This is a genomic window from Vibrio sp. KUL80, from assembly GCF_059725495.1.
This window is the reverse complement of sequence record NZ_AP045842.1, coordinates 280771-296948: the sequence shown is the minus strand read 5'-3', so window position 1 is coordinate 296948 and position 16178 is coordinate 280771. Positions and strand designations below refer to the sequence as shown.

The 16178-nt window shown below is 42.4% G+C and carries 9 protein-coding genes and 1 pseudogene; 6 read left to right on the top strand and 4 right to left on the bottom strand.

Features of this window, described 5'->3' with window-relative positions:
• Positions 1 to 21: 21 nt before the first annotated feature.
• The 5 genes and pseudogenes from AC6I8U_RS17955 to AC6I8U_RS17935 all read left to right on the top strand — a co-directional run bounded on the left by AC6I8U_RS17955 (position 22) and on the right by AC6I8U_RS17935 (position 8269).
• A complete protein-coding gene (locus tag AC6I8U_RS17955; protein WP_498019160.1) occupies positions 22 to 2691 on the top strand; it encodes an alpha-L-rhamnosidase in 2670 nt (889 codons plus the stop codon).
• Positions 2692 to 2714: 23 nt separating this feature from the next.
• Positions 2715 to 4382: a glycoside hydrolase family 43 protein gene (locus AC6I8U_RS17950; protein WP_498019159.1), complete on the top strand. Its 1668-nt coding sequence runs from the start codon at positions 2715 to 2717 to the stop codon at positions 4380 to 4382.
• Between the two features lie 226 nt (positions 4383 to 4608).
• Complete coding sequence (locus tag AC6I8U_RS17945) at positions 4609 to 6084, top strand: sulfatase (RefSeq protein WP_498019158.1); 1476 nt, start codon at positions 4609 to 4611, stop codon at positions 6082 to 6084.
• A 44-nt stretch (positions 6085 to 6128) separates the two neighbouring features.
• Positions 6129 to 7604 (top strand): sulfatase, encoded by a 1476-nt coding sequence (locus AC6I8U_RS17940; protein WP_498019157.1) that lies wholly within the window; start codon positions 6129 to 6131, stop codon positions 7602 to 7604.
• Between the two features lie 67 nt (positions 7605 to 7671).
• A pseudogene (locus AC6I8U_RS17935) lies at positions 7672 to 8269 on the top strand (transposase).
• An 800-nt stretch (positions 8270 to 9069) separates the two neighbouring features.
• Here AC6I8U_RS17935 and AC6I8U_RS17930 read toward each other — a convergent pair.
• The 4 genes from AC6I8U_RS17930 to AC6I8U_RS17915 all read right to left on the bottom strand — a co-directional run bounded on the left by AC6I8U_RS17930 (position 9070) and on the right by AC6I8U_RS17915 (position 14474).
• On the bottom strand, positions 9070 to 10011 hold the full coding sequence (locus tag AC6I8U_RS17930) for an AraC family transcriptional regulator (RefSeq protein ID WP_498019156.1): 942 nt from the start codon (positions 10009 to 10011) through the stop codon (positions 9070 to 9072).
• Positions 10012 to 10166: 155 nt separating this feature from the next.
• Positions 10167 to 11486 (bottom strand): xylose isomerase, encoded by a 1320-nt coding sequence (xylA, locus tag AC6I8U_RS17925; protein WP_498019155.1) that lies wholly within the window; start codon positions 11484 to 11486, stop codon positions 10167 to 10169.
• Between the two features lie 276 nt (positions 11487 to 11762).
• Positions 11763 to 13088, bottom strand: a complete 1326-nt coding sequence (locus AC6I8U_RS17920; protein ID WP_498018591.1) for an IS4 family transposase — start codon at positions 13086 to 13088, stop codon at positions 11763 to 11765.
• 186 nt (positions 13089 to 13274) lie between these two features.
• Positions 13275 to 14474 carry a XylR family transcriptional regulator gene (locus AC6I8U_RS17915; protein WP_498019154.1) on the bottom strand — a complete coding sequence of 400 codons (1200 nt, stop codon included), beginning with the start codon at positions 14472 to 14474 and terminating at the stop codon, positions 13275 to 13277.
• Positions 14475 to 14709: 235 nt separating this feature from the next.
• Between AC6I8U_RS17915 and xylB the strand changes: the two genes are divergently transcribed.
• A complete protein-coding gene (xylB, locus tag AC6I8U_RS17910; RefSeq protein WP_498019153.1) occupies positions 14710 to 16161 on the top strand; it encodes a xylulokinase in 1452 nt (483 codons plus the stop codon).
• Positions 16162 to 16178 lie beyond the last annotated feature (17 nt).

The window sequence follows — 16178 nt, the reverse complement described above, 5'->3', positions numbered from 1 at the left end:
CAAACTGTTGAAAGTAGACCTATGAAAGAAAAGAAGTTATATATTGACGAGCTCTATCTCAACAATCAATTAGAGACTAATTGTCTCGAGTCTTTACCAACAATGACTTGGAAAGTGCGCAGTGCACTTAGCAATGATGTCCAAGTGGCTTATCAGTATCAAGTCTCAACTACAACGTGCTTCACAAGTGTGCTGTTCGATTCTGATGAGGTACAAAGTGATCGTAGCGCGAACGTAACCATGAGCGCGCTTGTTCTAAAAAGTTCGACTAAATACTTTGTTAGGGTTAGATGTTGGAATAGTCAAAAACATGTTACCGACTGGAAACAAACTAGCTTCCTAACCGGTATAGTAAATGAACCGTGGCTGGCACACTATATAACTTGTGTTGACGAAGGTACCTCATACGAACAGCAAGCGTTCTATATTAAGAAGTCTTTCAAGGTTGAGCAATTAAGTAAGGTTAAATCTGTTGCTGTGCACGCTACGGCCGGTGGCATCTATCAAGCGCATTTCAACGGGTCAGAAATCTTAGATGGCGTATTAAAACCTGGTTTTACGAGTTACAACCACAATCACCTCTATCAAACTGCTGACATCACCGATCAGATTCAAGAAAACAATGTTATTACATTTCATGTCGGTGGGGGGTGGTATTGTGGCCGCTTAGGTTGGTTGGGCGATAGTGCGCTATACGGAGATAAGCCCGGTATCATTTGTCAGATTGTTGTCCGCTACCACAGTGGTGAGGAAGAAGTCATTGCGAGCAACGATTCATGGTTATACAAAGAGTCACCCGTGGAGTTCTCCAGTATCTACGATGGCGAACGGTACGATGCTAGGAAGGAAAGCTCGGATTGGAATCAAAATACTCTAGCAAACTCTGATTGGAAATGCTGTCAGGTAGCAACTTTTGACAAGCGAGCGCTTAAACCGCAAACAGGGCCAGGCATAAAATGTGTAGAGACGTTAAAGCCACAATCAATATTTAACACGCCTAAGCAAGAAACTGTCATTGACTTCGGGCAAAACTTTACTGGTGTTATCGATCTGACAATATCAGGTAATGAAGGCGATCAGGTTATTATTGAGCATTTTGAAGTGCTTGATCAAGACGGCAATGTACATCTAGACAACTTGCGTACTGCTGCTCAAAAGAACACATTCATTGTTGGTGCCGACAAGCAATACCGCTACATACCTAAATTTACATTTCATGGTTTTCGCTATGCAAAAATCACCAAGTCTTGTGCTGAAATTGCGATTGCTGACATTGAAGGTGTGGTGTTTCATACGGCGATGGAGCCAACAGGGCAGTTTGAATGTTCGAATTCTTTACTGAACAAACTACATGAGAATATTCGATGGGGAATGCGAGGTAACTTTGTCGATATTCCAACGGATTGTCCACAACGTGATGAGAGATTGGGTTGGACAGGAGACGCACAAATCTTCTCGAAAACCGCGTGTTATCTGTATGACTCGCAAAGTTTCTTCTCTAAGTGGTTAGTTGATGTTCGCCATGACCAACTTCCTGAAGGTGGTATCCCTTTTGTTGTTCCTGACACGATGACCGGTCGCGTTGATGATCATCCTTTCTTTAAAAAGAGTACGCATTCAGCCGCGGGGTGGGGGGATGCAATCGTCATTATCCCTTGGAACATGTATCTGATGTATGGCGATGACGATGTCCTAAGAGTTAACTATCAATCGATGTGTGATTACATTAATTATGTTAACAATCAATCGGTTGATTATATCTTTGATGTTGGAATTCAGTTTGGAGATTGGTTGGCACTTGACGCTGAGAAAGGAAGCTTTTTTGGTGGAACGCCAACTGCATTAACAGGAACCGCATATTTCGCTTATTCGACAAAGCTGTTAGCAAAGATAGCGGGGGTGCTAGGTGATAGTGAGGGGGAGAGCTACTTCTCAGACTTATTTGCCAACATTCAGCAAAAGTTTGTTTCGCAGTTCGTTGGTGCAAAAGGAGAGCTGTTACCAAAAACTCAGACATCACACATCCTTGCTTTGTACTTCGACTTAGTACCGGCTGAGTTGAAACCGACACTTGCTTCGTGCTTGGTGTCCTTGATTGAGAACAATGGCGGCCACCTTAACACTGGCTTCTTAGGCACACCGCATATTTGTGATGCACTGAGTGATAACGGGTATCCTGAAGCGGCGTACAGTTTGCTGCTAAAGGACTCGTATCCATCTTGGTTACATCAAGTCAAATTGGGCGCAACGACAGTGTGGGAACATTGGGATGGTATCCAATCGGATGGCGCACTAAGAGATCCTGGTATGAACTCGTTTAACCACTATGCCTATGGTGCAGTAGGGCAGTGGTTATATAGCAATATCCTTGGTATTAGACCCGTAGAGTCCAAACCAGGTTTCCAAACCTTGTATATCAGCCCACGATTTACCGAAAAGCTGAACAGTGCCTCGGGACGTTACACCACGATTTATGGTGATGTTAAGTCTAGTTGGGTATTCACGGGTGATAAACGATATCAGCTTGAGATAGAGGTACCTTTTAATTGTTCTGCAGTTGTTCAAGTAGAGGGTTATCAGATTCATTCTATTGATGGTGACACAGCCAGCAATACTACCGAAATGACAGTTGGATCGGGGCACTACATTATTGAATTAATGGCAACGGACAAAGAAGAAACATGTATTTAAACTAAATTTTTATGGAAGTAAGTATGTTAAAGAGTAAAGTTGGAAGCTGGGGTGATCAAGGCGACGGTACTTATATTAATCCGGTACTAAATGCCGACTACCCTGATTCGGATATTGAACAAGTAGGTGATACCTACTACATGATCACATCAAAACAACACATGTCTCCTGGGATGCCTATATTAGCATCGAAAGATATGGTCAACTGGACCAATGTAGGTTTTGGTTTTAATAGCTTAAATTGGGCTCCAGAATACAATTGGGACAGAATGAATGGCTACTCTTTCGGAGTATGGGCGGGTGATCTAGCCTACAACGATGGCACATGGTACATCTATCAAATTGACTATAATCATGGGCTTATGGTGACAACGGCCAAAGATATCGCGGGCCCTTGGAGTGAGCCAAAAATTCTATTGGATACTTCACACGTAATGGATGACCCGGCTGTCTATTGGGATAAGGATACCGGTAAGGCGTACATCATCGTTAACGCAGGGGTAAAAGCTGAGCACGCAGATGAGCCTTCGCCAGTTAACACCAATGTGATCTATGAGATGAGCTGGGACGGACTATCTATCATTGATGATGGTCAGGAAGTCTACGCGGGTATTGGTGCTGAAGCGGCTAAAATATATAAGTTCAACGGCTACTGGTATGTGTTCTTAGCAGAGTGGACCATTGGCGATAGCTCTACTGGTCTTGGTAAAATCAACGAAAAAAATGACCGCAAGCAAGTTGTACTGAGGTCCTCTGAAAGTATCTATGGTCCATATGAGAAAAAAGTGGTGATGCAGAAAGGGAGCCACTTCGGTCACAGAAGTGCGAGTCAAGGTGCATTGCTTCAAGCACCTGATGAATCATGGTGGTATATGCATCAGCTGGTTCAAAACGACGTAGACCCGTTTCAAGGTCGAGTTCAGTGCTTAGAACCAGTGGAGTGGATTGATGACTGGCCGATCATTGGTATCGATGAAAATGGTGATGGTATTGGGGAGCCTGTTAAAAGATTCCGCAAACCTATTGATGGATTTCCTGTTCAAGCACCACTGTCTGACGATGACTTTTGTTCAGACAAGCTAGGACTTCAGTGGGAGTGGAACCATGACCCTAGAGACAGTCACTGGTCATTGACAGAAAACCCGGGCTCTTTAAGACTTAGAGCGAGTAAGTTGGTACCAGATGAAGAAGGTTATGGACCAAAAACTAACCAGTGGACAAACAGTGATGGTTCTAAGTCTGATTTCTGGCGAGCGTGTAATACGTTAAGCCAACGTATTATGGGGACTACCCACGGTGTTGCTGTAGCGAAATTCGATCTGCAAGGTATGAAACCAAATCAGATTGGTGGCCTTGCTCGATTCGGCGGCGTTTTCAATTTGATGGGAGTGAAGGTAAGCGAAACGGGTGTTCGTAATCTCATTTTTGTTAATGCTAAAGGAGAGCAGACTGAAGGTGCTGAGCTAAATAGTGACACCTTGTTTATTAGAACTACAAACCATGGAAACTCGGCATTTTTCGAATATAGCTTAGACGGTGAAAGTTACACATTCTTTGGCGAAGAGTTCAAGATCGAGTTTGGTAACTGGACCGGTGACCGTATTGGGTTCTTTACTTGGAATGAAGTGGAAGAAACAGGTTATATTGATATTGAATCATTCAGCTATGACTATGATGGTCCCAAAGGCTAATCGAAGTCATAAAAACTAATAGTAAGGGGCATTTTTGTGTCCCTTATTCGTTTTAGGATAACGTATATTTTAAGCTTTAAATAGGCAGTGAGTTGTCAGAATTAATGCCGATCTCGCTAGCAAGATTTATATAAGTAATAATTGTATTTTTGGTTGTCTGCGTTTTATTTTAACGATATAGATGTATGTCTATATTTCTGAAATTGTATATTATGAGGTATACGAAATGATTTGTTATGATAGCGATATTCCAGTTAAAAAGAAAATAAGTAGTATTTTATTATGCGGTCTTCTTACCTGTGCAACTAGTGCATACGCAGATACGACAGCTCCCGTTGAAGCGCCTACTAACGTATTAATATTTCTGTTCGATGATCTTCGAGTTGATATAGGCAGTTATGGTAACACACAAGTAAAGACTCCTAACATTGACAAACTTGCCTCCGAAGGAGTTCAGTTCAATAAAGCTTATGCACAACAAGCGATATGTGGGCCTTCTAGAGTGAGCATCTTAACAGGATTGAGACCAGAAACAACGGGACTTTATACTATTGACAAAAGTGGTCGATTGCGCCCTAATCAACCAAACCTTATTTCAATGCCCCAGTTATTTAAAGAAAATGGTTATAAAACTATAAGTATTGGCAAGGTTTTTCATCATACGACAGATGATGCAGGAAACTGGAGCACTCATATAAAGAAACTACCGAATTTCTATTCAATTCCTGAGAATAAGGCTAATAAGTTTGCTTATGAAGCCGGTGAAGTTGATGATGATTTCTATAAAGATGGCCAAGTTGCCAGAGATGCGGTGAAACTGCTAAATGAAGTCAAAGAAGATCCGTTTTTTATGGTCGTAGGCTTTAGCAAGCCTCACTTACCTTTTAATGCTCCCAAAGCCTATTGGGATTTATATGAGCGTGAACAGTTTAAAGTACCATCACGGGCAGTGCCAGATAATATGCCCAAGCTATCGCTTACTAACTGGAACGAGTTAAGAAGCTATGGAGGCATACCAAAAGAAGGTTATACTGATGATTTACTTACCAAAACGTTGATTCACGCTTATTACGCTACAGTCAGTTATGTGGATGCTCAACTTGGACGGGTAATGAACGCCTTAGATAAATCTGGGCTAAGGGAAAATACAATTGTTGTCTTAATGAGTGACCATGGCTATAAGTTAGGTGAGTATGGTGCCTGGAATAAACATAGTAATATGGAGTTGGATACCAGAGTTCCATTGATAATTAGCAGAGAAACCAGCCATAAAGATGCCGCTGTGGGGCAAGAGTCAAATTCTCTTGTGGAAAATGTCGATATATTCCCGACTGTTATCGAAGCGGCTGGTTTGCCTATGCCTAAATTAGATGGAGTTAGTCTTTTGCCGATAGTCGACGATCCGAATGTTGAATTAAAGGATGTTGCATACAGTGTTTTTGCAAAGGAAGCGAAGCAAAAAATGGGTGTAACTGTCACTGATGGAACGTGGCGTTATTCAGAGTGGCGAATTTCAGAAACGCAAGAAATACTATCGAAAGAATTGTACTCACATGCTGACTCAGATATTGCTACGAGTAATGTAGCGGATATTGAAGATTATGAACCTATCCAGAAGAAATTAACCAATAAACTTCATGAACAGTATCCTCTCGATGCACCATCATTTAACGATAGGCCAGTTTTTGAAAGCAATTACTAATCGTTTTTAAGTGATACTTTTTAGTGATAACAGACGGTGGGATTATGATTAATAGAAGGCAGTTTATTTCTGGAGCAGCAGGCTTTGTCGCTGCAAGTGCGTTTCCTAGTACAGCATGGTTACGAACTATGCAAAGCTCAAATAGTAATGTTTTAATGTTGGCTATCGATGACTTAAATGACTGGATAGGGCCGCTTGGTGGCCATCCACAGGCTAAAACTCCTAATCTAGACCGGCTTGCCTCTAAAGCAACCGTGTTTAGCAATGCTCATGCATCCGCACCGTTATGTGGTCCTTCAAGGGCAAGCCTTATGACAGGGCTTGCCCCCTCTACGACCGGTATTTATGGGCATGTCGAAGACGATGATATTAAGAGTGCGAATAACAAGGCGAGTAGTGCCATCTTTCTTAGCGAGTACTTTAGAAACAATGGCTATTATACAGCCGGTGTTGGAAAGCTTTTTCATAAAAAAGTCGCGACCGGTAGTTTTGAGAACTACGGAGGAAGAATAAACGGGTTTGGGCCATACCCAGAAAAAACAATGAAATGGCATAAAAAGGGAACCAGCACTGACTGGGGAGCGTTTCCAGAGTCAGATGAACAAATGCCCGACTATGAATATGCACAATGGTTAGTAGAACAGTTGCAAATCAAGCATGAGCGACCTTTCTTTTTGGCTGGCGGGTTTATAAGACCCCATGTGCCATGGCATGTACCTCAGAAGTGGTTCGATCTCTATCCTGTTGAAGACTTAGAGCTCCCACCATATCTGCCTACCGATTTAGATGATGTACCCGAGTTGGCTAAGTTGATTTCAGACTATCCACAAATGCCGACCACCGAATGGGCAATAGAGAATGATGAGTGGCGATACATTGTTCAAGGATACTTGGCATGTGTTTCGTTTGTCGATTCCTGTATTGGGCGTGTACTCGACGCACTAGAGAGTAGCCCTTATGCAGACAATACAACAATCGTATTATGGGGCGACCATGGTTATCAACTCGGTGAAAAAAGTCGATTTGCAAAGATGTCGCTATGGGAAAGGGCAACACGTACGCCGTTGATCATTAAGGTTCCAAACTTGAACAAGGCTCAGGTGGTCGATAAGCCAGTCAGTTTATTGGATATATATCCAACACTGTTGAGTGTCAGTGGATTGCAAAAAAACGATTTGAACGAAGGCAATGACCTCACACCGCTACTTCTAAACCCAGAACATGATTGGCCACATGTTGCGACTACAACGTTTGGTCCGAATAATCACAGCATAAAAAGCGAAAGATACCGCTATACTAGATATGCAGATGGGTCAGAAGAGCTGTATGATCATAAGGTCGACTCTAATGAATGGCTTAATGTGGCAGATGATGAGAAATATTTGGAAGTGAAAACGGAACTAATTGCAAAGCTACCAAAGTTTAACGCTGATTGGTCACCGGTTTCTTTTTACACTGGAAATAAGCATTTCAAAAATCTAACTGAAGAAGCGAAGAACGATTTACTAGAACTGCGTTAGTCTTGGAAAAGGTTCAACAAGTTTAGGCAACAACGCCCTACTAGACTTGTAGTACAACGGTTCATGGATTAACAGAGGCTCAGTCACATTTTCCTTGACGCGGAAATGATACAAGACTGGAAGCATCCCATTCGAGGGAAGTGTGGTGGGCCTCGCACATATTGATTTCACTATCACCACTGCTCTTATGGTAAAGCATGTATTCTCGATGCCCGTGAGAGCACTTAAAGGATTAAAAGGCTCGGTATTTAGGTTAGTCCATGTTTCATTAGTATGTCCCAACTATACCTTTATCAACCAGCGAGCGAAGGATGTTGAAACCTTATTTAAACTCTTTAACTGCGACCCAATACAACACCTAGCTATTAACGCAACAGGTCTCAAAGTTCATAGCTAGGGTGAGTGGAAAGTTAAGAAGCATGACACCGACGGTGAGTGAGGAAGTGGCGCGAGCTTCACCTAGATGCAGGCTGCTACAAACTCCACTGTCAAACAAGGAATATGGCGATCGCCAACGATCACTGCCTGACACGTCGGTGTACAGATTGAAGAAACTTTTCAGCGTGCGAAGCTACAAGGCTTAAGTTAAGGATACTTACGTCATGACCAAAGCGTTGCACCAACTTACTAGGCTAGATATACGTGACACTCAACATATTACCTAAAGCATGGCTTTAGGTAGGTTGTATCCGAAATTATATTGTCCGTGACAAAGCCGGTCAACAGCCAGAGAAAGACATTTAAAAAATTTCTCAGGTTTCAGTACTAAACGAGAAATACTTTGCCTTTCTTGCGATGTTAATTTGCTGTGATGCTTGGTTTCGAAATCCTGTTTTTCTCTTTTTTCTGGCAAGTTCAGATAAACAGTTTGCCTCATTAATACGTATTTTTGTTTTTCTATCGCCCTGAACGCTCATAAACACTCCCATTATTATTTAGAATGTAAAGTACAATGCAAAGTAACTTTTCTAGCCGTTGTTTAATTACCATAAAATAAAATTCTAGTGTGGAAATTTAACTCAAAATTACTTAGTGTCGGTTAACTATTAATTTGGAATACAATAATAGTGCAACAAATAACCGATACGTTGTCTTTCACACATATCATCATGGTTACTGGTATGATAACAGGGATAGCGGGATTCTAAACAACTAATTCTGCCCTCAATATTGTCAATTTTTGCGTCTTTGATATCGCAGTGATCGAATGCAAAGTTGGCGCGTGGGAGGGGGTGGGAATTGTGAAGTCAGGCGTGAGTGCCCGGTAGCTATGGTTTCTCTGAGTCGAATGGAGCCCTAGAGCAGTTGAGGTGACATTTAAGGAGGTAGTCAAACATTCCTATCTGAGATGGATGCACATGAGTGAATTGATTACTCAATCATGTCTGCGAACCTAAAAGAAATAGAGTCCATTTCGCTGTTCTCTGAAGAACGATTTTGGTTTTGGTAAAACAAAATTTTAGTATTAAAATATTTTTGATTCATTGGTGTTTCTATACTCTCTGGGTGACATATCAAATTTACTGCGAAATTTCTTATAGAAATCACTAGTGTTTGAAAACCCTACCTCCATCGCCAAATCATTAATGCTGACATTGGACACTTTTATCATCTCACAAAACTTTTCTAAACGAATGTCCTTCAAGAGTGTATTAAAAGTCACGCCGCTTTCACGCTTTATCAGTTTAGATAGATTGTAGTTCTTCAAGTTTAGCTTACTGGCAATATCTCCAAGATTAGCATTTTGTAGATCGCGTTCTATGTAGTTAATCACTTGGGAAAGTACTTTACTATTATGAGATTGCTTGTCGATTACTTGTGGTGAGTCTTGGATTAATTCTATGACGAGTAGCCCCAACAGAAATTTGATTTTTGATTCCATAAAACTATCGTTGGTAGTTACGTTATCAATAATTTGGTCTAACAGACCTTCTATAGAACTCTTGCCAAAAGTGCTGAATATCAGTGCTTTAGATGTAGTGTGTTTGAAAATAGTATCAGTGAAAAAGCTAGATAGACTATTGATGTCTTCAATAAATTCAAATATGTAACTAAAGAATTTCTTATGGATGATAAAATTAATCATGATGTCATTTTCGGAACAAGCCAGGATTTCATGCACTGCGCCAGGGCCCATAAAGAGGATATCCCCCTGCTTTAACAGAACCTTTCTATTCTCAATACGCTGATTCGATTCTCCTTTGAGTACGTAACAGATCTCTACATAATCATGCGTGTGAACCGGATAACGTATGTAACGAGTATGTTTCCTTATCGAAATTAGTTTTCCTTTTGAGACGATTTTATCAAAAGATATTGTGGTTTGTCTTTGGTCTTTGAATATAGACCCGTCAATGCTGTGTTGGTGATCGAGGATACCTATTTCTTCTTTATTGTTGCGTTTCATGTGTTCTGCGAGTCGATGCAATCCACTGTTCATAGGTACCTACCATTGTCTTTAATGCAAAATATCTGTTACTTGTAATATGGAAGTTCAGTAAAAAAAGCCCATGTAAATCCAATTGATGGTACCTGGGCTTTACGAAAGAGGTCACTCACGAATTACTTATAAATGAAACCATTTACAATATTCTCGAGGTATTCTTGACGACCCGATTCTTTTACCGGTGCAAGGTTAGCGTCAACCGCGTAGTTTGCAACCTGCTCTAGATTAAAATCACCAGATAGGATTTTCTTACCTAAGTCTTCATTCCAACCTGAATAGCGTTGTGCAATGTTCTGAGAAAGCACGTCATTTTCAATCATATCTGCAGCACGTTTTAAAGAGAGTGCCATAACATCCATTCCACCGATGTGACCGTGGAAGAAGTCTTCCAAATCGATAGACGGACGACGAACACGTGCATCAAAGTTGAAACCACCTGTTGTAAATCCACCGGCTTTTAGAATCTCGTACATAACGAGTGTATTTTCTTCGACACTGTTAGGGAACTGGTCTGTGTCCCATCCTAGTTGTGCATCGCCACGGTTTGCGTCGATAGAACCGAAGATACCAAGAGAGGTAGCGGTAGCGACTTCATGATGGAAACTATGCCCAGCAAGCGTTGCATGGTTGGCTTCAATGTTTACTTTGATCTCGTTTTCTAGGCCAAACTGCTTTAAGAAACCATAAACGGTTGCGGTGTCGTAGTCATATTGGTGCTTAGTTGGCTCTTGTGGCTTCGGCTCAATTAAGATGGCACCCTTAAAGCCAATTTTATGTTTATGCTCGACAACCATTTGCATCAAGCGACCAAGTTGTTCGCGTTCCTGTCTTAGGTCAGTATTTAAAAGGGTTTCATAGCCTTCGCGACCGCCCCACAGCACGTAGTTTTCGCCGCCTAATCGCTTGGTCGCGCCCATAGCATTGAAAATTTGTGTCGCAGCATAAGCAAAGACTTTAGGATCAGGGTTAGTACCAGCACCCGCCATATATCGAGGGTGGGAAAACGCATTGGCTGTCCCCCAAAGTAGTTTAACTCCAGTCTCTTCTTGTTTCTGTTCAAGTACATCGACCATACACTGGAAGTTGTTCACATACTCTTTAATTGAAGAACCCTCAGGCGCGACGTCGGTGTCATGGAAACAGTAGTAAGGGACGTCTAGTTTTGAGAAAAACTCAAAAGCCGCATCAGCTTTTACTCGAGCATGTTCCATTGGGTGAGACACTTTCAACCATTCGTGGTCAAATGTGCCGTCGCCAAAAATATCTGCTCCAGGCCAGCGGAAGTTGTGCCAATAACAGGCGGCAAACCGAAGGTGCTCCTTCATTGATTTGCCTAGAATCATGCGGTCAGCGTCGTAATGGCGAAACGCAAGTGGATTATGCGAGTCCTTTCCTTCAAATTTGATCTTACTAACGTTCTTAAAATATTCAGTCATCTGCTTACTGCCTAATTAGTTGTTGTGGAAATCTTTATCGTCAGTATTCAATATTTTAAACAACGTCATCAATTATGATTTTTAATACCAATTTTCATGTATTTGTCAAACGTGTGCTAGATCGCAAAAATTGAAACTAAATTGCGGGTAATCGTGGTTTTGTCCAGAAAACTAGCAGGAGGAATTCCAAAACAATGATCAAACAGTCACAAGCCAGCGATGTTGTTGAACCAAATGTGTGATGAAAAATGGACAGAGTGGAGGTGGTAATGCCGTTCACTTAAGGTGAGCGGCATTGTTTTTTCTAGGGTATCGGCATGGTTTTTTCTTCACTACTCTAGGGAAGGATCTTTCCCGTCTTGGCTCTAATATTAAACTCTCGCTTATTGAGTAAAAGTTCTGGAGTTGCCTAGGTATTGCTCCTGGTGACGAATATGGAAGGCCTACTAGTAAGCGCATAATATGGGCTAATGCACCGTTGAAGCTTAGTTGGTATGGCAGGTAATCTCCATTCAACGTGTGACACATTTGAACCATTTGATACCTGACCAAGTTATACGTTAGCAAGATCCCCCATAGCTCCTGCTTCACTAATTCTGGAAGTCGACTTCTTAGTGTAAGTCGGTTGCCAAGCATATATTGTTTTTGTTCTCTGTATCCGAGCTCAATTTCCCAGCGGTATCCATAAAGACCAACTATGTCTGACTTTGGGTAAAGCATCGGGTCGGTCATTGAGGTAAGAACATCATATGACTTGCCATTCTTGACCTTCGTGATTAGACGGACAACAACTTCTCGTTCTAGCGTTGGCCATTTCTTGCGAGCTTGCGGATTACTCTTCAGTTTAATGAGTTTATCTTGTCGACCAAGGGACTGAACGACTTCGTAATTTAATCCCTTTTTCATTGGGATGAGCCAATGTCGATTTACACCTTTAGCGCTCCACTCTTGAAGTAACCCAAGAGAGTAAAAGCCTTTATCGAAAAGGGTTAGACTGTTATCGGGAGTCGTTTCTATTAGTTGCTCGGCCAGCGTCATTTCATTCACGGTATAACAGCCGAAAGCGCTGCCTGTTATTAGATGACTGCTTAGTTCCATCTGGCACACCATACGTAGCTGAGGGTACTGTGTTTCTTTACCATCACGATTGGTAGGCTTTGCAAAAGCCTCGGCGTTATCATTAGTATCTTCTGTTCGCCACAAAACCCCATCAACACCAAGCAGTGTGAGTCCGTTCCAGTTGGGTAGTCTTGCATGCTCAAACCAATGCCTTTGCGTACACTTAAATAGGGCTTTAGCCGCGGATTCACCGAGATTTTTTCTACGCTGTGTCAATGCACTCGGGGCAACAAACGGTTTACCTGAACGGTCGACAATATCAAGCATATTGGCGATATCAGCCATAGATTTGTCGTTATAAATAGCCATTCCGACCAAAAGCCATGCCATCGATTCCAAAGTCAGTTTTCGCTTTCTAAGAGTGACTGTGTCTGTCAGCTCATAGGCATCTTTGATTAGCTCAATCGGTAGGAGGTCTGCGAGAGTTTCGACTTGATTCGGTTTGTAGTTATTTATGATATCGAGGGCTTGAGAAACGTGCATAAAAAAATCCGATAAACAGGGTCTATCGGATTTTTACACACTGGAGGGATCATTCAATTGATCTGCCGATTAATGTTTAACTGATCGGCATTAGAGTGGAGGTGGTGCTTGAAATATGCACATCGCATAGCTAGGGCTGTAGGTTATGACGCCCCTTACTAGCGATGTGAATGAGGTTTAATCGTTCTACTCTGCGTTACAGTTTGGACTATCTCGGTACTCTTTTGGAGTTTGTTCAAGGTTTTTCTTAAACACCGTGTACATATATTGCTGAGACGGATAACCACAAAGTTCGGCGATTTCAACGATAGGTAACTCAGTGTTCATTAGCAAACTGCATGCTCTGTTGAGCTTGGAATTATGAATTTCTTGGTGGATAGAATGCCCCCGTTCTGACTTAAACCTGGCTTCCATGTTGGAACGAGAGACACCTAAGTGGTCGAGTACCTGGTCGACTTTTATACCCCTACAGGCATTGTGACGAATAAAGTGCATAGCTTGAATTACATAGGGATCTTTCAGTGCATGGAAGTCAGTACTTTGGCGTTCAAATACTTTGGTTGGTGGTACCATTACGCGGGCGTGCTTCAAAACTTGGTTATCTTTATTGTCACTGTTTTGAGCTTCGAGTAAACGGTGTAGCATTTTTGCAGCACGGTAGCCCATTTGCTTAGTTCCTTGGCCAACTGAGCTTAGCGATACGCGAGTAAGGTGCCTTGCCAGTTCCTCGTTATCGATACCAATGACCGAAATCTTATCTGGCACCATTATATTTAGGTGTTGGCAAACTTGCAGGAGGTGTCTAGCGCGCGAGTCGGTAACGGCTATGATACCTGTGGGTGTCGGCAAGCGCTGAATCCAGTCAGCTAACCTATTCATGTCGTAGTTCCAAGTCTTGGAGTTTGTTTCGTTACCCCGATAGATAGCACCGCTATACCCCTCTGCTTTGACCACTTTTTCAAAGGCTCGTTCTCGCTCTTTTGCCCAACGGTTGTGGGAGTCATGTGGTTTTCCATAGAAAGCGAAATTCTCTAACCCTTTATCTCGCAGATGCTGATAGGCGAGTTCCACTAGAGCTTGGTTATCTGTGGCGACATAAGGAATGTTGGGGTAGTCTGCCTCGTTCTCATAAGAACCGCCAACACCAACAATCGGTATATCAGAATCTTTGAGAAGTTCGACGATTTTGGGGTTGTCAAAGTCAGCAATTATTCCATCACCTTGCCAATTTTTAAAGTCGTCAAGGTGCGTGGTGAACTCTTCCTCTAGAAAAATATCCCAGTCACATTGCGAGGCTTGCAGGTACTCTCCAATTCCTTCAATGACCTCTCGGTCAAATACCTTATTAGCATTAAATAACAGTGTAATTCGAAAATGTTTATCCATAGTGACCTGATTACTATTGTCTTGTTCTCTATTTCGATATGAATTCTATCAATCACCTATGACGCATGGTGTGATCTCAGACTCACTCGTTAAATCCGTGAACTCTGGTGTCAAAAAACATAATTGTCGCAGTATGTTATTAGCATGATACTGGCAAAAGGTTAAATGCGGCGAGCTTTGTGTAACAAACAGTGTCTCGTAGCATAGAGGAATATGAAGAGGTAGAGGAAGCAAAATGTATTTAGGTATCGACTTGGGGACTTCAGGCGTGAAGTCTATCGTGATGACGGAGCAAGGAGAAATCATTGCTACTTGTACTGTCTCTTTAGAGGTTTCCCGTCCTCAACCATTATGGTCAGAACAAGACCCTAACGCGTGGTGGCAAGCAACATGTGAATCTATTGCTGGTCTAAAAACCTCAGTAGATCTTAGTGAAGTTATCGCGATTGGTCTTTCTGGCCAGATGCACGGGGCAACGCTTCTTGATGCTGATGGGGATGTGTTACGACCTGCCATTCTTTGGAATGACGGACGCTGTGAGGCAGAGTGTAAAGAGCTTGAGGCTGCAGTCCCTAACTCACGTGATATTACCGGTAATATAATGATGCCCGGTTTTACAGCACCTAAATTGAAGTGGGTCGCAAATCATGAGCCAGATCTGTTTGATAAAGTAGATAAAGTTCTATTACCAAAGGACTATTTACGATTTAAAATGACGGGTGATTTTGCCTCTGATATGTCCGATTCTGCAGGCACATGTTGGCTAGATGTCGAGAAACGAAGCTGGAGTGAAGAGTTACTTGCTGCCACGGGATTGTCAGTTTCGCATATGCCTAAGCTATACGAAGGAAGTGACGTAACAGGGATCTTAACGCCAGAAGTCGCCCATGCTTGGGAGATGCCACAGGTTGCGGTAATTGCTGGGGGAGGGGATAACGCTGCAGGTGCTGTTGGTGTGGGTATCACGCAGCCAGGTCAAGCGATGTTATCGCTTGGGACATCCGGTGTGTATTTCGCTGTCAGTGATGGTTTTGTTTCAAATCCAGAGCTTGCTCTGCACAGCTTCTGTCATGCAGTGCCACAAACTTGGCATACTATGTCAGTTATCTTGAGTGCGGCATCATGCCTAAGTTGGGTAGCGGAATTGACTGGGTTTGAAGATGTTGGCGACATGATTGCTGAAGTTGAGGAGAGGGCGGATAAAACCTCACAAGTCATTTTCCTGCCATACCTTTCTGGCGAGCGGACCCCGCACAACAATCCGAATGCAAAAGGTGTTTTCTTTGGTATGACACATACCACGACCAAGCTTGAGTTGGCTTTGGCGGTATTAGAAGGGGTTGGTTTTGCATTCGCAGATGGTTTCGACGCGTTGCATGTTACTAAAAATGTGCCTGATGAGGTATCGCTTATTGGGGGGGGCGCACGCAGTGAGTATTGGCGTCAAATGCTGGCCGACATCGTAGAAATGCCACTCGTGTATAGGAAAGGTGGTGAAGTGGGGCCTGCACTAGGAGCAGCAAGGTTAGCCGTTTTGGGTACCAAAGAGGGCGTAACACTTTCAGATGTATGTCCGGTTCCAGAGTTGGTACAAAGACATACACCGAATCTTGATAAATCGGCTTATTATCAGCATAAGCGTGATACTTATCGAACGTTGTATAGGCAACTAAAAGATATTTATTAACTAATGTTGTGGATAGT